Annotated in this window: 16 protein-coding genes and 1 pseudogene; 4 read left to right on the top strand and 13 right to left on the bottom strand. The window is 62.4% G+C overall.

The window, feature by feature from the left end; all coding sequences use genetic code 11:
• The 9 genes and pseudogenes from AC1DW9_RS32280 to AC1DW9_RS32240 all read right to left on the bottom strand — a co-directional run.
• A pseudogene (locus tag AC1DW9_RS32280) lies at positions 1–142 on the bottom strand (IS630 family transposase); the annotation flags it as partial.
• A 78-nt stretch (positions 143–220) separates the two neighbouring features.
• Complete coding sequence (locus AC1DW9_RS32275) at positions 221–1,261, bottom strand: lactonase family protein (RefSeq protein WP_441492622.1); 1,041 nt, start codon at positions 1,259–1,261, stop codon at positions 221–223.
• A gap of 224 nt (positions 1,262–1,485) precedes the next feature.
• Positions 1,486–2,688, bottom strand: a complete 1,203-nt coding sequence (locus tag AC1DW9_RS32270; protein ID WP_441492623.1) for a mandelate racemase/muconate lactonizing enzyme family protein — start codon at positions 2,686–2,688, stop codon at positions 1,486–1,488.
• 4 nt (positions 2,689–2,692) lie between these two features.
• Positions 2,693–3,913, bottom strand: coding sequence for a mandelate racemase/muconate lactonizing enzyme family protein (locus AC1DW9_RS32265; protein WP_476855304.1), 1,221 nt, complete (start codon positions 3,911–3,913; stop codon positions 2,693–2,695).
• A gap of 20 nt (positions 3,914–3,933) precedes the next feature.
• A complete protein-coding gene (locus AC1DW9_RS32260) occupies positions 3,934–5,661 on the bottom strand; it encodes an ABC transporter ATP-binding protein (RefSeq protein WP_441508530.1) in 1,728 nt (575 codons plus the stop codon).
• A complete protein-coding gene (locus AC1DW9_RS32255) occupies positions 5,658–6,785 on the bottom strand; it encodes an ABC transporter permease (RefSeq protein WP_441508531.1) in 1,128 nt (375 codons plus the stop codon). Before AC1DW9_RS32255 ends, AC1DW9_RS32260 begins: the two co-directional genes overlap by 4 nt.
• A 3-nt stretch (positions 6,786–6,788) precedes the next feature.
• Positions 6,789–7,775 (bottom strand): ABC transporter permease, encoded by a 987-nt coding sequence (locus AC1DW9_RS32250; RefSeq protein ID WP_476777167.1) that lies wholly within the window; start codon positions 7,773–7,775, stop codon positions 6,789–6,791.
• A 61-nt stretch (positions 7,776–7,836) separates the two neighbouring features.
• Complete coding sequence (locus tag AC1DW9_RS32245; RefSeq protein ID WP_441508532.1) at positions 7,837–9,795, bottom strand: ABC transporter substrate-binding protein; 1,959 nt, start codon at positions 9,793–9,795, stop codon at positions 7,837–7,839.
• Between the two features lie 84 nt (positions 9,796–9,879).
• Positions 9,880–10,734, bottom strand: coding sequence for an aldose 1-epimerase (locus AC1DW9_RS32240; RefSeq protein WP_476777166.1), 855 nt, complete (start codon positions 10,732–10,734; stop codon positions 9,880–9,882).
• A 322-nt stretch (positions 10,735–11,056) separates the two neighbouring features.
• Between AC1DW9_RS32240 and AC1DW9_RS32235 the strand changes: the two genes are divergently transcribed.
• The 3 genes from AC1DW9_RS32235 to AC1DW9_RS32225 are packed head-to-tail and all read left to right on the top strand — an operon-like array spanning position 11,057 to position 14,999.
• A complete protein-coding gene (locus AC1DW9_RS32235) occupies positions 11,057–12,784 on the top strand; it encodes an IclR family transcriptional regulator domain-containing protein (protein ID WP_441492630.1) in 1,728 nt (575 codons plus the stop codon).
• Positions 12,785–12,837: 53 nt separating this feature from the next.
• Entirely contained in the window at positions 12,838–13,683 is an 846-nt protein-coding gene (locus AC1DW9_RS32230; RefSeq protein ID WP_476777165.1) for an NAD-dependent epimerase/dehydratase family protein, read from the top strand.
• A gap of 59 nt (positions 13,684–13,742) precedes the next feature.
• Positions 13,743–14,999 (top strand): glucarate dehydratase family protein, encoded by a 1,257-nt coding sequence (locus tag AC1DW9_RS32225; protein WP_476777164.1) that lies wholly within the window; start codon positions 13,743–13,745, stop codon positions 14,997–14,999.
• A gap of 88 nt (positions 15,000–15,087) precedes the next feature.
• Here AC1DW9_RS32225 and AC1DW9_RS32220 read toward each other — a convergent pair whose 3' ends face one another.
• The 4 genes from AC1DW9_RS32220 to AC1DW9_RS32205 all read right to left on the bottom strand — a co-directional run bounded on the left by AC1DW9_RS32220 (position 15,088) and on the right by AC1DW9_RS32205 (position 17,081).
• A complete protein-coding gene (locus AC1DW9_RS32220; RefSeq protein WP_476777163.1) occupies positions 15,088–15,291 on the bottom strand; it encodes a cold-shock protein in 204 nt (67 codons plus the stop codon).
• A 143-nt stretch (positions 15,292–15,434) separates the two neighbouring features.
• On the bottom strand, positions 15,435–15,683 hold the full coding sequence (locus tag AC1DW9_RS32215) for a hypothetical protein (protein ID WP_476777162.1): 249 nt from the start codon (positions 15,681–15,683) through the stop codon (positions 15,435–15,437).
• 155 nt (positions 15,684–15,838) lie between these two features.
• On the bottom strand, positions 15,839–16,537 hold the full coding sequence (locus AC1DW9_RS32210; RefSeq protein WP_441480548.1) for a response regulator transcription factor: 699 nt from the start codon (positions 16,535–16,537) through the stop codon (positions 15,839–15,841).
• Between the two features lie 136 nt (positions 16,538–16,673).
• Positions 16,674–17,081, bottom strand: a complete 408-nt coding sequence (locus tag AC1DW9_RS32205) for a hypothetical protein (protein WP_476777161.1) — start codon at positions 17,079–17,081, stop codon at positions 16,674–16,676.
• 377 nt (positions 17,082–17,458) lie between these two features.
• On the opposite strand from AC1DW9_RS32205, the gene AC1DW9_RS32200 reads away from it, so the two are divergent.
• Entirely contained in the window at positions 17,459–17,665 is a 207-nt protein-coding gene (locus tag AC1DW9_RS32200) for a cold-shock protein (protein ID WP_476777160.1), read from the top strand.
• Positions 17,666–18,173 lie beyond the last annotated feature (508 nt).

Below are 18,173 nucleotides of genomic sequence, written 5' to 3'. Positions count from 1 at the left end.
CGTTGGTGCCGATGCCGTCCGCGCTCAGCAGCACGATCAGCGCCCGCCACGCATGCTTCTGGGCGGCGTTGCGGTCCCTGGCCACCGCCTCAAGGCGGTGGCGATCAGACGGCGTGATGGTGATCGAAACCCCGGTGCGCATGCGCCAGACTCGCATACGCGCCGACCGAGGGGAATCCCAAGCAGGACTCTTCCGTCAGGCAGAGACCACTAGCTGACCTCAAGCCAACTCAACCATCTCCACCCAATCCGGGCTGTTCCCCACGATGGCTCGGTCGGTAACAGTGAGCCCGCCGCTCTCGTCGATCACATAAACTGTAGCGTGGTCGGTCGACTGTCCCAATGCGACCAGGTAGCGCCCGGTGGGGTCGATGCCGAAGCCGCGCGGCTGCGTCTCGGTCGGGATGTGCTGCATCAGTCGCAATTTGCCATCTCCCTCGACTGCGAAGCTCGCCAATATCGAGCTGTTCCGCTCGGATGCGTAGAGAAAGCGGCCGTCCGGCGTAATCTGGATATCAGCGCCCCAGGGCTTTCCTCCGAAGCCGACGGGCAGCATGGTGACGACCTGCTTGGTGTTGAGTGCGCCGTGTTCCGAATCGTAGTCGAAGACCGTGACCGAAGCGTCGAGCTCGCCAAGTAAGTACACACTCTTGCCGGCGGGATCGAAGATGAAATGGCGCGGCCCGGTGCCTTTCGGCAGGGCGGTCGTCCGTGGTGGCGTCAGCGTCCCGGCAACCTGGTCAAAATCGAAGCTGTAGACCACGTCTCCGCCCAGACTTGTCGCCAAAACATGCCGGTTGGATCGGTCGCCCATGATGCCATGGGCGTTCGGTGCAGTTGGAACACGCTGCGCTACTTGCTGCGCAACGCCGTTGGTCCCGATCGGACTCACCGTGACGACATTTCCGTCATAGGAGGCGCCGAACAGGAAGCGTCCGCTGAGATCGGTGCGAATATAGGCGACGCTCTCCGCCATAGCCGCAAAGCCGAGTTCAGACAGCGCACCGGTGGAACGGTCGATTCGGAAGGTTGCGACGCCACGTGGCGCCCCACGCATGGCGGCGTATAGGAACTCTCGTCCCGGTGACAGTGCTAGTGGCAGCGAGCGGCCGGGTTCAGTCACGCCGGGAAAGCGCATGCGCTGGATGGGGCTCAGCGTGCCCCCTTTGCCAGAGAGCCGTAGAACACTGATATCGCCGCCTGATCCATTGCCAATGTAAACGGCGAGATCGGCTTTTCCACTAGCGTGATGAGGCGACATGCACGGCTCCACAAGCTTACTTGATGATTATGTGGCTGATCCGATCCTCAGGGCATCTCAGCCTGAGCAGATCCGACGTTGATCAACGTAAAGTAGCGGCCAGCGCCTGGGCGCGACGGCGAATGGCGCGGTCTCTTCAAATGCGCCGACCATCGCCGAGTTCATTGGGCGCGAAACCAGATGCCGGCCTGAGACGGTCTACTCGCCGAGATTCGCTGTCGGAATCAGGCATAAGCCGTCGAGCCATCAGGGCGGCGTGGGACCTTCCGTTCCCAATGAACGTAGTCCTCCTTGGCCAGGACATCCATGTCCATCTCGACCCCCCAGCCTGGCCGATCGGGCCGCAACAGCAGATAGCCATCTTTTGGCAGATAGGGGTCCTTGACGTACCAGGCCCCCTGCGAGCGATCAGGTTGGACTATGGGGCCGCCGCTGCCGTCGCCAAAGGCGTAATTGGGGCCGTGAGGCAGCCGGTATTCGAGAATCCGGAAATTGGGCTGCGCAGCCGAGAAATGCAGGTTCACGGCGGTGGCCAGCGGCCCCATCGGGTTGTGGGGCGCGATGGTCACGTAGTGTGCCTCGGCTATCGCCGCGATCTTGCGCATCTCCAGCAGACCGCCAACGACGCAAATATCGGGTTGGATTATGTCGCAGCCCTTGACCGAGAGCAGCCGCAGGAACTCGAAACGGCTGTACAAGGACTCCCCCGTCGCCAGCGTGCAGGCGAGGCCGCGCTTCAACTCGCCCCAGGCTTCGAAGTTTTCGGGCCGGAGCGGCTCTTCAAAGAAGAGCGGATCGTAGGGGGCAAGCGCGTTACCGAGCTGCATTGCCTGCCCGACTTCGAAGATCTTGGCGTGAGCGTCAAAGGCGATCTCATAGTCCGAACGCACGGTCTCGCGCAGATTGCGAAAATACTCGGCGCTGGTTCGCACCACCTCGCCCCAGCGATGCGCGTGCATGTCGATCCGATAGGGACTGAGCTTGAACGCCGTCAGCCCCCACTGCTCGTTCAGCGCGTTGAGTTCGTCGCGCGCGATGGCCGGGTCTGGGGCAGTGTAGACACCGGCATAGACTCGCACCTTGTCGCGCACATTGCCGCCAAGCAGCATGTAGACCGGCACGCCGAGAGCCTTGGCCGAGATGTCCCAGAGGCAATGGTCGATGGCCGATATCGCCGCCAGCCCGAGTGCGCCGGGCGGAAAGCGGCTCTGCTGGAGCAGGTAGAGGATCAGGTACTCGATCCGTCGCGGGTCTTGCCCGCGGATAAACTCGAACAGGTAGTCGAGCAGAGGCAATAGCGCCCGGTCAGGCCCGTGATTGTAGCACTCGCCCCAGCCGGTCAATCCGTCATCGGTGTCGATGGCGACAACTACACGGGGACGATCCTTGTCGCGCGACATATAAGCCCGCAAGCGCTCGATCTTCATAGGCTCAGTCCTTGAAATAGACGCCGCGCTTCCAGCGCGACTGCACGTAGACATGCTCGCGGAAAGTTCCCTCGGCATAGGAGCCGGCCCCCTCCGTCACGGGGATCGAGACATTCATCTCGCTGGGCCATTGCGCGACGAAATCCTCGTCGATCTCGACACCGAGACCGGGGCGGTCGGGGACGTCGAGATAGCCGTCGCGCGAGACTGGGTGCGGGATCACCGTCTTGGCGCGGCCGTCCCAGTCATCCTCGATGCGCTCGAGGATGAGGCCATTCGGGCAGCTTGCGAGGAGATGCAGGGCAGCATATTCCGCGACCGGCCCGAGCGAGCCGGAATGTGGCGCAAGCATGATGTGATGCGCCTCTGCCATTGCCGCGATCTTCTTCATCTGGGTTATCCCGCCGGCTCGGCCGGTGTCCGGCTGGACCACGTCGATCAGGTCGCGCTCGATCAGCTCGCGTTCACCGAAGATCGTCGCCATCCGCTCACCGGCCGCCAGCGTCACCGAGGAATGGTTGCGTATGCGGGCGTAGCCGTCGAGATTATCGGGCGCGATCGGGTCCTCGACCCACATCATCTTGTAGGGCTCAAGCGCCCGGCAGACCTGCGTCGCATCGGCCGGTGTCAGCCATGGTGGGCCATGCAGGTCGATGGCGATGTCCATCTCCGCGCCGACCGCCTCACGCAGCGCCGCGACCTTCCTGACGGGATCGGAGACGCCGCCGCATTTCAACGCGGTAACGCCGCGCTGCTTCAGCGACAACGCCGCCTCCGGAGTGTTGGCATGGCCGTAGATACGGATCCTGTCGCGTAGTTTGCCGCCGAGTAGGTTCCAGACCGGCGTATCCAGCGCCTTGCCCTTGATGTCCCACAACGCCATGTCGATACCGGTCATGGCGCCTGCGCCGACCACGCCGGTCATGCCGTGGCCCATGATCGCGATCTGCATCTTCTGCCAAAGCCGCTCGATATGGGTCGGATCCTCGCCGACGAGCAGCGCTTTCAGGTCCTCGACCGCCGTCCTGATGACGCGCGGCCAGCCGGAGCATTCGCCGATGCCGGTGATGCCTTCGTCGGTGACGACCTTGACGAAGAGCCAGTTGCGGCTGCCGGTGAGGTTCTTCGAGAATTGCTGGGATCCGAACGAGCCGTCCGCGGCCCAGTTCCTCAGGCTGGGGGCGCCCGCATGCATCAGGAAGGTCTTGATGTCGACGATCTTCATGGGGCTGATCCGTAGGCTCGTTAACCGGAGTAGCGGTGGCGGCGGTGGATGCTGCGCGCCCGAGGGTCGGGTCGCGGAATGGCGGAGAGCAAGGCCTGGGTATAGGCGTGCGTGGGCGCGTTGCAGACCTGCTCGGCCGCACCGGTCTCGACCACCTTGCCGCGGTACATCACAGCCACCCGGTCGCACATGTAGCGGATGACGCCGATGTCGTGGCTGATGAAGACGTAGGACAAGCCGAGCTTGTCCTGCAGGTTCATCATCAGGTCGAGCATCTGCGAGCGCAGCGAGACGTCGAGCGCCGAGGTCGCCTCATCGGCGACGATGACGCGGGGGTTAAGGGAGATGGCACGGGCGATGCCGATGCGCTGGCGCTGGCCGCCGGAGAAGGCATGCGGATAGCGCTCCCGCCAGGAGGGCTCCAGGCCGACCTGGCGCAACAGTTCAGCGACCCGGTCGTCGAGTTCCTTGCCGGCGGCAATCTTGTTGACGAGCAGGGGCTCGCCGATGATCTGGGCCACCGTCATGCGCGGGTTGAGCGAACCGACCGGATCCTGGAAGATCATGCGGATCTCGCGCCGGCAGGCCTTCAGCGTCTCCTTGTCAGCCTTGAGCAGGTCGACGACCTCGCCGTCGGCGCGTCGATAGTCGATCGCTCCGGCATTGGGCTCGTAGACGCGCAGCAAGCAGCGCCCCATCGTGGTCTTGCCCGAACCGGATTCGCCGACGATGCCGAGCGTCTCCCCAGCTCTGACCTCCAGCGAGACGTCGTCGACGGCCCTGAGCGGGGCCTTAGGCGAGCCGAAATGCATTTCTAGGTTGCGGACCTGCAGGACGGGCGGAGCCTCTTGCGCGATCGGCGCGCGCCTGAGCCTGATCTCGGCCTTCTGCTCGAGCTTTAGCACGGAGCTGATCAGCATTCGGGTGTAGTCGTCCTGCGGCGCGTGGAATATGGCGTCGACCGGGCCGCTCTCCATCACCTTGCCGTGGTGCATCACCAGCACCTCATCGGCAACCTCGGCGACCACGCCCATATCGTGCGTAATGAACATCACGGCCATGCCGTGCTGCCGCTGCAGCCTCCTGATCAGATCAAGGATCTCGGCCTGCGTGGTGACGTCCAGCGCGGTCGTCGGCTCGTCGGCGATGAGCAGGGAGGGATTGCAGGCGAGCGCCATCGCGATCATTACGCGCTGGCGCATGCCGCCTGAAAACTCGAACGTATAGCGGTCGACGGCGGCTTCGGGTTTGGGAATCTCGACCTGCGTCAGGAGCTCGACGCAGCGCGCGCGAGCCTCCTTCTTGCCCATGTTCAGGTGGAGCTGCAGCACCTCCATGATCTGGTCGCCTACGGTATGGACCGGCGACAGCGACGACATCGGCTCCTGGAAGATCATCGCGATCTCGCGGCCGCGGACCGCGCGGATCTCACGCCCGCGCGGGTTGAGCTTCGCGAGATCGACGGAGGTTCCATCGGGCCGGCGCAAGACCATCGCGCCCGAGACGATACGCCCAGGTGCATCGACGATTTGCAGGATCGAGCGCGCGGTCACGCTCTTGCCCGAGCCGCTCTCGCCGACGATGCAGAGCGTCCTGCCACGCTGGAGCGTGAACGAGACACCGTCGACAGCTTTGACGACGCCGTTGCGCACCGGGAAGTGCGTCACGAGATCCCTGACTTCGAGGATCGTCGGCGCCGGCGCGGCGGGGCGCAGCTCCTGGCCGATGGCGAGATCGATGACGCTCATTTGTTGTACGGATCGGCGGCATCGCGCAATCCGTCTCCAAGGAAGTTGAGGGCGATCACGGCGATCACCACGGCGAGGCCGGGCGCGAACAGCCAGGGCGCGGTCGCGATCGAGCGGATGTTCTGTGCCTCGCGCAGCAATACGCCCCAGGAAATGGTAGGCGGCTGCAGGCCCAGGCCGAGAAAGCTGAGCGCGGTCTCTGCGAGGATCATGGCCGGGATCGCCAGCGAGATCGACGCGATGATGTGGCTGGCGAAGCTCGGCAGCATGTGGCGGAAGATGACCCGTCCTTCAGAGGCACCGTCGAGCCGCGCCGCGGTGACGAATTCTTCGGTACGCAGGCTCAGGAAGCGGCCCCGCACGACCCTGGCGAGCTGGGCCCAGCCGGTCAGCGACAGGATCAGCGTGATCATGAAATAGTTGAGGGTCGCGGGCCAATCCTGCGGCAGGGCTGCCGACAGCGCGAGCCAGATCGGGATGCTAGGTAGCGACAGCACGAACTCGATGACGCGCTGTACCGCAAAGTCGATGCGACCGCCGTAATATCCGGAGATGCCGCCGAGCAGGATGCCGATAGTCAGCGAAAGCAGGACGCCGACCAGGCCGACCGACAGGGAAATCTGGGCGCCCTGGATGATACGGCTGTAAACGCAGCGGCCGAGCCGATCCGTCCCGAGCAGAAAGATCGGCTGGGCCTTGTTTTCCGAGGCGATCAGGTGGGTCGTAGTGCTGAACAGCCCGAACAGCCTGTACTCGAAACCTTGGCCGAAGAACGTAACATAGGTTTTGCGGGCCTTGTCTTCGCTATAGACCGCTGAGAGCGTCTGCGGATCGCGCTTAAACACCGAAGGATGGATAAAGGGCCGGAAAGACCAGCTCCCATCCGCCCCCCTGTCGATGAAATGGATAGCCTGCGGTGGATGGAATGCCGCCCGTGCGTTCTGCTGCGACGGATCATTGATGGCGAAGAAACCCGGGGCAATGGCGATGATGTAAAGAAACACCGTGACGATCAGCCCCGCCATGGCAAGATGGTGGCGCTTGAACGCCCACCAGACGAGCTGCCATTGCGAGGCAACGGCCAGCCGGGTGCTGTCGACGGATGAAAGGGCGGTGTCGGTCATTACCTATTCCAGCCTGATGCGGGGGTCGACGAGGGCGAGCAGGATATCGCTGATGAGAGAGCCGATGAGCGTGAGCGTGCAGATCAGCAGCACGAACGCGCCGGCCAGATACATGTCCTGGCTCATCAGCGACTGGAGCAGGAGAGGCCCCGCCGTCGGCAGGCTCAGCACGATGGCGACGATGATCGAACCGGAGACGAGGTTCGGCAACAGCCAGGAAATCGTCGAGATGAACGGATTGAGGGCCAGGCGAACCGGGTACTTCACCAGCAGATGGAATTCCGAGAGGCCCTTGGCGCGCGCCGTCGTGACATAGGGCTTGTGCAGCTCGTCCAGCATGTTGGCGCGCATGACGCGGATCAGGCTGGCGGTGCCGGAGACAGCGAGAATGATGACGGGAATCCAGAGATGGTGCAGCAGGTCGATGACCTTGCCGATGCTCCAGGGGGCCGTGAGATACTGCTCGGAGAAGAGCCCGCCGACCTCCTGCCCGAATTCGACGGCTGCGACATACATCAGCACGAGCGCGAGCAGGAAGCTCGGAATGGCGAGGCCGAGGAAGCTGAAGAAGGTGACGATATAGTCGCCGATCGAATACTTCTTGACGGCCGAGAACACGCCGATCGGCAGTGCGATGCCCCAGGTCGCGAGTAGCGTCGAGAAAGTCAGCACCAGGGTCAGCGCCATCCGCTCCCAGATCAGGTCACTGACCGGCTGTTGCCATTCGAAGCTGAGGCCAAAATCACCTCTGAGCACGATGCCGCTGATCCATTTGAAATATTGGACGATCATCGGCTGATCGAGCCCGAAGCGGATTCTCAGATCGGCCGCCGTGTTCTGATCGACCACTTCGTTCGAGGCTGCGAGCGTCGCGATATAGGTCGTGACGAAGTCGCCCGGAGGAAGCTGGATCAGCACGAAGGACAGAAAAGTGACGACGATCAGCGAGGGCACCATCCAGAGGAGGCGCTTGGCGATGAAGCGGAGCATGGCACTGCCTGTTGGGTGAGACGGCCCGGCCACGCTCGCGGCGCGGCCGGGCTGTCGTCGCTCACGTCGCGAAGAAGAACTGCTGAGGCAGGGCCGGGCCGGGATTGGGCCAGGTCCAGGCGTTGGGATATTTCGCCGGCACGTTCTGTAGGTTGTTCTTGCAGATGCCGAAGGCGTTCACCGCGAGGCAGATGCCGATGGTCTCAAAGGCGTCGGCGGTGATGTCGAAGACCTGCTTCATCAGCGCGGTGCGCTTCTCCAGGTCGGCCGTGGCGCGCGCCTGGTCGAACAGCTTCATGCGCTGCTTCTGGCCCTCCGGCGGTTCCTGGCCGTCCTTGCCGCCCGAGACGTACCATTGCGCCCACGGAATCGCGTAGCGCGAGCCCTGAGTGTGCTGGGCGAAGTAGTCACGCGGGTCGAGCATCGGGTCGAGTCCGCCGGGGCCCGGCCAGACGGCGGCATCATGGTCGTTGTTGTCGCCGCGCGTGTAGTAAAGGGCGCGCTCGATCGTGTTGACCTTGATGTCGACGCCGATTTCGGCCCAGTGGCGCTTCACCAGTTCGAGCGCATCGACCTCATCGGGATACAGCGTTGGAATCACGTCGATGGCGAAGAAGACCCTCTGCCCGTCCGGTCGCAGCCTGATGCCGTTGGCATCCTTCTTGGCGTAGCCGAGCTTGTCGAGAATGGCGTTGGCCTGGGCTGGGTCGTGGCTGGTGAACTGCTCGGACAAGCCGGCGTGATACCAGGGATGGCCGGGGCGGGGCCCAGTCTGATGCGGCTGCGACTGGCCGAGATAGACGAGGTCGATGATCTCCTTGCGGTCCATGCCCAACGAGAGCGCCTTGCGGAACTCCTTGTTGGCGAACATCTCGCGCATCTTGGCGTCCTTGTGCGTCATGTTCAGATAGATCTGAACCTGCTGCGACGAGGAGCTGATCAACTCGATCAGGCGGTAGCCGCCCTTCTGCATGTTCTGCGACAGGGTCGGCTTGTTCTGGAGCGTGTCGAGATGGCGCTCCTGGATGTCGAGGCGCCCGGAAATCGCATCCAGCATCAGCGACTCGACGTCCTGCGAGATGCTGAAGCTGAGCCTGTCGATATAGGGCAGCTGGTTACCGGCAGTGTCGACCTGCCAGAAATAGGGATTGCGTTCCATCACGACGCGCGTGGCGCCGCCGGTATAGGGCTCCTTGATGACCCAGGGGTCGAGCGTCGGCTTGTCGGCATTGCCCCAGCGCGATGGAATCTCGATATCGCCGCACTTGTTGCGGAACAGCGTTCCCCAGTCGGACAGGTTCGCCGCCTTGACCAACTCCGCCACGCCGGAATTGTATTTCGGGTGGAACTGGCTGCAGTAATGCTTGGCGAACAGCGTCGGGTGTTGTCCTAGCGGGGTCGCCATCATCTCGAGAAACAGCGCGTAGGGGCTGGCGAAGGTGAACTTGACCGTCGTCTCGTCGACCTTGGTCGCCGTGCCCGGCTTGTTGTCGATGACGATCGGCGAGGGGGCGGACTTATAGAGTTCGGTGTTCTTGGCGCAGTCCTCGATCGAGAAGACGATGTCATCTGCGGTGAAGGGCTTGCCGTCAGACCATTTCATGCCCTTGCGCAGGTAGAAGGTGAACTCGGTCGAGTCCGCGTTGACCTCCCATTTGTCGGCGACGTTCGGCAGGACCTCGGTGAAAGCAAGGTTCCAGCGCACCAAGCCCTGGTTGCCGACCATGCGCAGAATTCCGTTATGGTCGGAGGAGCCGCGCAGGCCGCGCCGGAGCGAGCCGCCGTAGCGGCCGACCTTGTCGACCTTGATTACCAGCGGGTTGGCAGAGACGCGCTCGGCCAGCGGCGGCAGCTTGCCCTCCGAGGCCAGCTTTGCGAGGGCCGGCGCCTCCTTGGCGGTTTGGGCGAAGGCGGCGTGGGGCAGCGTCGAGAGCGCGGTGGCGCCGGCAAGCCCTTTCAGCATATCGCGGCGGTCCAGTCCGCGGCGCCGGTGTGGTCCTCTTTGCGTATCCCTGCTCATGCCATCCTCCCGGATTGAGATGTTGCCGGCCTGTTGGCCGTGTAGCTGAGGGTCGAGGCGTGGTGGCGCGGCCACCTGTTCACGTCATGCGAGTCCGATCCTCACTTTCGCCGAGATGGTTGCGCCGGGGTCGAGCACGCGCATCCCAGTTCCAGAATGTCCCGCTGCCGCGAGATTGAAGGCATCAGCGACATGGCTGACCGGCTCCAGGCAGAGATAGCTGCCGCCGGCCGGGACATGGAAGACGAGGTGGTCGAGAGGAGCGCTGGCCTGGATGAGGATCCGTGTGCCGTCCCGGCGATGTATTGAGGCGCCCCCGTCCCAGCCAGAATAATAGGCCGTGGTGGCCTCGCCGCCATGAGGCGAATCGTAGTGCCGGTCGCGGCCAGTGAGCGAGTGGAGCTGCTGGCCGCAGCCATCGGCGTCCTGATCCCAAAGGGCTTCGCAGTTGAACGTGATGCGGTCGCCCTGGGACACGGCGAAAAAGGGGTGAATGCCCAAGCCGACCGGCATCGGCGAGACCGCATGGCTCTCGACGTAGATCTCGTGGGTCAGGCCCGAGGGATCGAGCGCCATGCGCTGGACGGCCTCGAACGCCCAGGGCCATCCCGCCAGATCATCTTGAGGCTCGAAGCGATAGTGCAGCTCGATCTCCGCGCTCGCGTGCCGCATCACGGTCCAGGGCCGCGTCTGGCTGAAGCCGTGCAGTGCGTGCGGAGCCGCGGCCGGGTGCGGCACGAGCGCGACCCGGGTTTCGCCGAAGCGGAAGGCGGCATCGCGGACGCGATTGGAAAAGGGTACGAGCGGGTAGCTGCCCGCCTTCGGCCAATATGCGGGATCGAATCCCGCAGCGGGCATTGGCACCAGAACGTCGCTGCGCAGGCCGTTGGGTCCCTCGCGCCAGAGGGACGCTATGCGCCCGCCGTCCAACGGCCGCACCGCCGCTCTCATCGGTCCCGCCGCGAGAGGGCAGACAGACGGCGAGGTCTCCGCAGAACGGAACTGTGCCGCCGTTGCGTCCGCCATTGTCACGTTTCGTCCCCAATACCTGTCGGGATGTCCCCGATCTTGAAGGGAAGGCTAGGATTGGTGCGACGCACTGTCAACGAGCATTCTTACTATGTATAAAAGTATCGGCCATTTCGCAGTTGCAGCATGGAAGTTTCTTACATCGTGATACTGAGCCATTGCAGGCGCTTGTACGTCTGCGTAAGCTGAGCCCCGCCGCATCAGCCCGGTTCGACAGGCCCGCCTCCGTTTCATGCGCAATCATGCCACCAGCCTCGAGCAGGATATCGTGCCGGACGAAGAGGGGCGGCGCGGCGAATCTCTCATCGAGGTGCGAGGCACCAGGCTCGTCGGCAAGGCGCTGAACCTGCTCGACCTGATCGCCTCTGCGCCTGGCGAGCACCGCGCGCAGACTCTGGCCGATGAGTTGGGCCTTCCGCGCAGCACTGTCTATCGCATCATCAATACGCTGCAGCAGCGTGGGCTGGTGCGCATCGACGCCAGCGGGCAGGGATATTTCCCGGGCTTCAAGTTTCTCGAATACGCTCAGGCTGTCTGGCCGATCCCGGATCTGCCGATGCTCGCCATGACGGAACTCCGCTGGCTTCACGAGCTCAGCGGTGAAACCGTTTATTTCGCCGCGCCCGGCGGCGCAGACATGATCATCATCCAGAAGATCCTAAGCCTTTATCCGATCAGCACGGGCGCGCCATTGGGGAGCCTGCGGCCGCTTTACTGCTCGGGAATGGGCAAGGCGCACCTGGCGGCGCTGGCGCCGGACGAGCGGGAGGCCCTGATTGGCCGCATGAGCTTCGAGCGCGTCACGGATCGGACGATCACGGACCCGGCCCAGCTTCGCTCGCAGCTCGATGTGTTCCAACTGCGCGGCTATGCCATCGACGACGAAGAGTTCATGGAGGGTATTCGCTGCGTCAGTGCCTCCGTGCCCGGCGAGAGCGGCGTGCCGCTCGGTGCATTCACCGTGTCGGGCCCCTGTTATCGGATGACGCTGGAGCGGGTTAATCAGCTCGGACCTGAGGTCGCGGCCGCGGCCAGGCGCCTTGGCGAGGTCGTGAAGCGGCACGGAGGTATGCGCCCACGAGCCCGGCCCGATATCGCGCAGGTGCCACTGGCCTACAACGGGCGCTCATTCCTGGGAAAGTCGCCGAGTTGGGACGGGGCGACGAACTCGCTGCTTTGGTTGGACGCACTGGCGCCCGCCATCATGCGCTCTCGCGTCGAGGAACCTGCGGCGCCACCCCGGTCCGAGGTGATGGCCCAATTCACCTCGCCGGTGCTGGCCCTGAGCTCGATCGGCGAGGGGCGTTGGTTCGTGGCGACGGAAAAGGGCGCGATGGCCGTCGACCGGGACGCGCGCCTGACCGATCTGAGCCCGGCGCTTTCGCTGGAATTGCTTCCCCGCATCACCTGCGCTTGCCACGGGCCGGACGGACAAATCTGGCTCGGGGTTGGAGAAACGCCGAGTCCGCAAAGCCGCCCCGGGCTCTATCGCCTGATTGACGGGACCCCCGTACTTGAAGTGGAACTGCCGGCCACACCCACCGACATGCTGATCGACGCGCCTGGGCGCCATCTCTACGTCGCGCTCAGGGAGGCCGGCGATATCATCCGCTTCCCGATCAGGACGGGCAACAGACTCGGGAGCCTGGGGCTGGTCGCACGCGTCGATGCCCTGCACGGGCGCCCCATGGCCCTGACCCTGGAAGAGCCGGATTACCTGTGGGTCGCGCTATGGGACGGCTGGAGCCTGGCACGCCTGCAGCGCGACGGTTCCGACATGCGCCTTTTATCCTTGCCTGTGCCGCGTCCGACCGGGCTGACCTTCGGTGGGAGGGGCGGGGACCTGCTTTACGTTACAAGCGGCCGGATCGGATTGACACCGCAGCAGATTGCCGAGGCTCCGGCATCCGGGAGCGTCTTTGCCCTCGACGGGCGGCTTCGAGCCGCCTTGCTGCGCTGAGCCGGAGAAGCATCGGAGCACCCACCTACAAAAGAAGAGCCGGGAGAAGACGCATGGAACAGCAAGAGCCGACCGTCACTCGCAACCTGCTGATCACGGGCGGCGCCGGCAATATTGGGCGAAAACTGCGCCAGGAACTCGGCAGCCGCTTCGCCCGCATCCGCATTCTGGACACTGTCGCCCCGGCCAGCCTCGCGGCCAACGAGGAAGCCGTGCAGGTCGATATCGCCGACATCGGCGCCGTCGAGCGGGCGATGATGGGCATGGACGGGGTGATCCACATGGCGGGCGTCGTGCGCGAAGCGCCGTTCGAGTCCATTTTGCAGACAAATGTCGTCGGCACCTGGAACGTCTATGAAGCGGCACGACGTCAAGGCGTAGGCCGCGTCGTATTCGGCTCGAGCAACCACGCCGTCGGCTTCTATCCCAGGCATCAGCGCATCGACGAGAGGGTCCTGCCGCGACCAGACGGACGCTACGGGCTCAGCAAGTGCTGGGGGGAGGCAGTGGGCGCCCTCTATGCCGACAAGTACGGTATCCGCAGCATGCATGTGCGGATCGGCAATGCCGCCGACATTCCCGCCAGCGCCCGTACGCTCAAGATCTGGATCAGTGGGCGCGATCTTGCCCAGCTCTGCCTGATCGGGCTGGAGCATCCCGACATCCACAACACTATTGTCTACGGTGTCTCCGACAATGCCGGCGGATGGTACGACAATGCGGTCGCATATGGGCTGGGCTACCGGCCCAAGGACCGTGCCGACGACTATGCCGAGGAGGCCATGGCTGGGGAAGCCGAGCTGACCCATGAGCCGCCTGCGCTGTATTTTCAAGGTGGCGGCTTCTGCTCGCTTGAATATGCCGGTGCCCCGGTTCCCCCACCCGCAGCGGGTGTCTGAGACGCCGCGCCCGTTTGACCGCGATCATTCCAACTCCCCCCGTGCAGCCGAGGCCCCCGATGCGCATCACCGATGTCCGTGTCACTCCGATCGCCTTCCGCGACCCGCCGCTCCTCAACGTCAACGGCGTGCACGAACCCTGGGCCCTGCGCAGCATCATCGAGGTCGAAACCGCGGAGGGCCATGTCGGGCTCGGGGAGAGCTATGGCGATCTGGAGACGCTGGCCAATCTCGACAAGGCGAAGGCGGGGCTAATCGGTCTCGACCCGTTCGACCTGAATGGCTTGACGCAGGTCGTCTATGCTGCGGTGGGCGATAATCCGGCCCCCGGCCAAACCTTTGCACCCGCAGGCGACAAGGCCCGCGCCTCGGCGCTCTCCGCCTTCGAAGTCGCCTTCCTCGATCTGCAGGGCCAACTCACCGGCCGGCCGCTCTACGACCTGCTCGGCGGCAAGCTGCGTGACCGCGTGCCCTACAGCGCCTATCTGTTCTACAAGTTCGAACGGCACAAGGATGATCCAGGCTATCCTGCCGATGATTGGGGCGAGGCGCTCAGCCATGAACAAATGGTCGAGCAGGCGCGCCGGATGGTGGCGGAATTCGGCTTCGGCTCAATCAAGCTCAAGGCCGGCGTGTTCGAACCCGATTTCGAGATCGAGACGCTCCGGCACCTGCGCAAGGCGTTTCCGGACCACCCGCTGCGGATCGACCCCAATGGCGGCTGGTCGGTCGAGACGACGCGGCGGGTGATGCCGCAGTTGGTCGGGCTGCTCGAATATCTCGAAGACCCGACAAGGACGCTCACTGAGATGGGGCAGGTCGCGACATTCGCGCCGATGCCGCTCGCCACCAACATGGTCACGATCGCCTTCGGGCATATTCCCGAAACGATACGCCTGAATGCCGTTCAGGTCGTTCTGTCCGACCACCATTATTGGGGTGGCCTGCGCGCCACCCAGCATCTGGCCCATCTCGGCCGTGTCTTCGGCTTCGGGATCTCGATGCACTCGAATTCTCATATGGGCATCAGCCTGGCAGCGATGACTCATGTCGGCGCAACGATCCCCAACCTCGCCTATGCTTGCGACACACACTACCCGTGGCAGGTCGAGGAGGTGATTGAGGGCGGCAAGCTCCAGATCGAGAACGGCTCGCTTGCGCCGCCGGATGGACCCGGGCTCGGCGTGCGGCTGGACCGTACGGCGTTGAAGCGCCTACACCAGCAGTATCTCGATTGCGGCATTCGAGTGCGCGACGACACCAAGGAGATGCGCAAATACCAGCTGGACTTCAATTCGGCGCGCCCGCGTTTTTGAAGTGGCTCTCGGGTTCCCACGGGCGCTGAAGCCCGCAAGAGGCTTTGAATTACTACCCGCTCGCCCCTTACTGCGAGGCTTGGAGTGATCAGAGGAGTTGGAGCGAGCCTGCGGCTGTTTTACCGCGCTCGGTCTTCAAATCGAACGCTACCTTCTGCCCTTCTGTCAGAGTCATCATGCCAGCCTCTTTCACGGCCGCGATATGTACAAACACGTCCTTGCCGCCATCCGAAGGCTGAATGAACCCGAGCCCCTTCTCAGTATTGAACCATTTCACGTTTCCGGCCGCCATAGTCGCATCCCCCGAAGATTGCATCTTTTGAGCCGCCGGATGCGCGTATCCGAAGACCCGCCGGGAAGGAATTGCCCGAAAACACAAGGTTGTCGAGGCCAAACATGAAGCATGACGGCTGGCGATTACCGTCGGTCCAACAACTAAACCGTGAGTTGCTGTCGAATGACGATGTAACGCCAATATAAATCTCCGCCAATCGCGTATCGATAACACGCTGCCTCGCCGCGACCTTTCGCAAAGGCAATTGACATGCCGGAGCCCGAGAAAGTGTTGAGGCCGAGCTTGTCGTGCTGCGTGGCGTCGCGCACGGCATCGGCGATCTTCTGCGCCCCGGCCGCAACCAACCGCTGGCCTGCCACTGACTCAGATTCAGTTTCGCCAATCTGCAACCGATCACTGGCAGAGAACTCGGCAAGGTGGTTGGCATGGAGGTGAGCCGCGACACCGATGCGAGTCGCTGAAGCGCGCCCGGCGTCAGCTCAGCCGGGCCAAGCTGCCCGCGCGACCGAGACAAGCTATCCGCGTAGACAGCAGAGAATCGGCCTTAGGAAACCATTTGGAGGGATGGCTCGGCATTGTTCAACATGTAGCCGCGTCCCCAAACCGTCTCGATGTAGTTCGCTCCGCCCGATGCATCTGCGATTTTCCGTCTCACCTTGCAGATGAAGACGTCCACGATCTTGAGCTCGGGCTCGTCCATCCCACCGTAAAGGTGATTGAGGATCATTTCCTTTGACAGGGTGAACCCACGGCGGCTCGCCAAGAACGCAACGATCTCATATTCCTTGCCAGTCAAACGAACGGGCTTCCCGGCGACGTCAACCGTTTTTGAATCCAGATCGATGCAGAGGTCTCCGACCCGGACCGTGCGGTTTTCGGTCCCGTTGCAGCGACGCTCCAAAGTCCGCAGGCGTGCAAGAAATTCGTCTCGGTGGAATGGCTTTGTCAGGTAGTCGTCCGCCCCTGCAATCAGCGAACGGACCTTCTGTTGAACCTCATTGATACCCGAGAGGATCATCAGAGGAGTGTTGATGGATGATGCTCGGAGTTTCGTGAGCACCTGAATTCCTGGCATGTCTGGTAAACCGAGATCCAGAATTATCAGGTCAAACGGCGCCGCCTGAGCGAGGGCGAAGCCATCGGCTCCATAGGCTGTCTTGGTGACTTCGATGTTCTCCAGCTTGAGAAACATCTCGATGCTCTGCGCGATCGATGCGTCGTCCTCAATTAATAAAACGCGCATGGTAAACTCCGATTCGCAGCGGATAATTTGGCGAGGATGGCCGAAGTATGGTTAATAATTCAAGATTTTTTCGAGGGTATTTTCAAAATCCGTGGCGTATTCGCGAAAATCTGCAGGTATTCGTGGAGGGCTTGGATCAGTTGGCGCGCTGAGGGCACGCTTTGAAATCGGCGATTAGCTCCGCCAGCTCCGTCAAGCGACGCAGTTCCAGGCCGTTATCTGAAGCCTCGGCGCGGATTGCAAAGATCGCTTCGCCAGTAGCCCGAACCAACGGAGCGAATTCGGGCAGCATAAAACTCATTAGCATCGTCTTGAGCGTCTCTTCTGCGTCGCCGTAGCGACTGAGATACAGCTGAACACCCTCAGTGGTCTCTTCTATTGAGGCACCGAGCAGTTGCCCATAGGCATCCGCAGCTGCCCAAATAGCAGCGTGGAATGCCAATTTGTTCTCGACCATGCGGTCAGCGCCGCCACCAAGTTTGGCGCTAATCGAAGCTGCCGTGGTGATCATGTCGAGGAAGTCTTCCAGGCGAGTAGCGACCATGCCTGGCTTCGAAGTTCGCAGCTTTCGGGAGAACATGTTGAACACAGGTACTTCTGTCGCAGACGGCTACGAAACGCATAGATTCTGCAGCTTCGCTAACACACCGCCGCGAATTGCCGCTTGTTCTTTGTAGTCATTGATTTGTTATTGCGAGCCAATTGCTACAAAAAGGCGATATTGGCACACCAAAACCCGCTGAGCGAAGCAATAATTCAGAGGGCAAACCACAGGTTAAAGCAACCTTAGAGGTGTCGGTTAAAATCCGCTCACAACGCACAGATAAACGTCAGAAAAAGTGATTGAAACTGACGCTTTGCAAAAGGTGAGGGGTACTTTACGCTTTGTTGGGTTGTCACAATAAAGCGATAGGGACAAAAATGGCGAATGGAACGGTCAAGTGGTACAACGAAACCAAAGGTTATGGATTCATCGCTCCGGACACAGGTGGTAAGGATGTTTTCGTCCATGCGACTGCCTTGGAGCGCGCTGGTCTTCGGGGTTTAGCTGAAGGTCAGAAGGTCACCTATGATTTGGAGCCCGACCGTCGCAGTGGCAAAGAGTCTGCGGCTAACCTTAAAGTTTGAAAATTAAAAGCCGCCCGATGTTTTCCGCCGAGCGGCTTTTGATTGATGGCACATTCCGATTTCGACGGCTGTTAGGCAGCCCGTGAGCGCTTCCGCCTTTGCTGACCAAGCCCCATCTTCTTGGCAAGGTGCGATCGAGCCTCGGCGTACCTGCGAAGCATCTGGACCGGCGACAGGGATAACCGTAGACATCGGTAATCCCTGCAAGCCCAATTCGGGCAATGAAAGTATCGAGCGACATCTAAAGCAATGAAGCCGCCCAAGAAGCCTTTCACCGTTGAATTTAAACAAGCGCGCCGCGTCCAAAGAAAGCCGCACCCATCTATTTGGGGTACCCTAGATCTGAAGGTCTCCGCGAACGAACAAGAGCCCGGATCGCAGCAGACCGATCCGCAGCGATTACCCAAGTCGGTCACCCCGGACTCGCCTGAACCTGCGAAGGCTCAGCGGATTCTGCCCGCGCTCGCAAAAGCTCCCGCCCCGGAACTGATAGAAATGCCGTCGATCG

This window comes from Allobosea sp. P4_E12, assembly GCF_056401655.1.
Note: the sequence above shows the minus strand (reverse complement) of the source record. Positions and strands in the feature narration are given on the sequence as shown.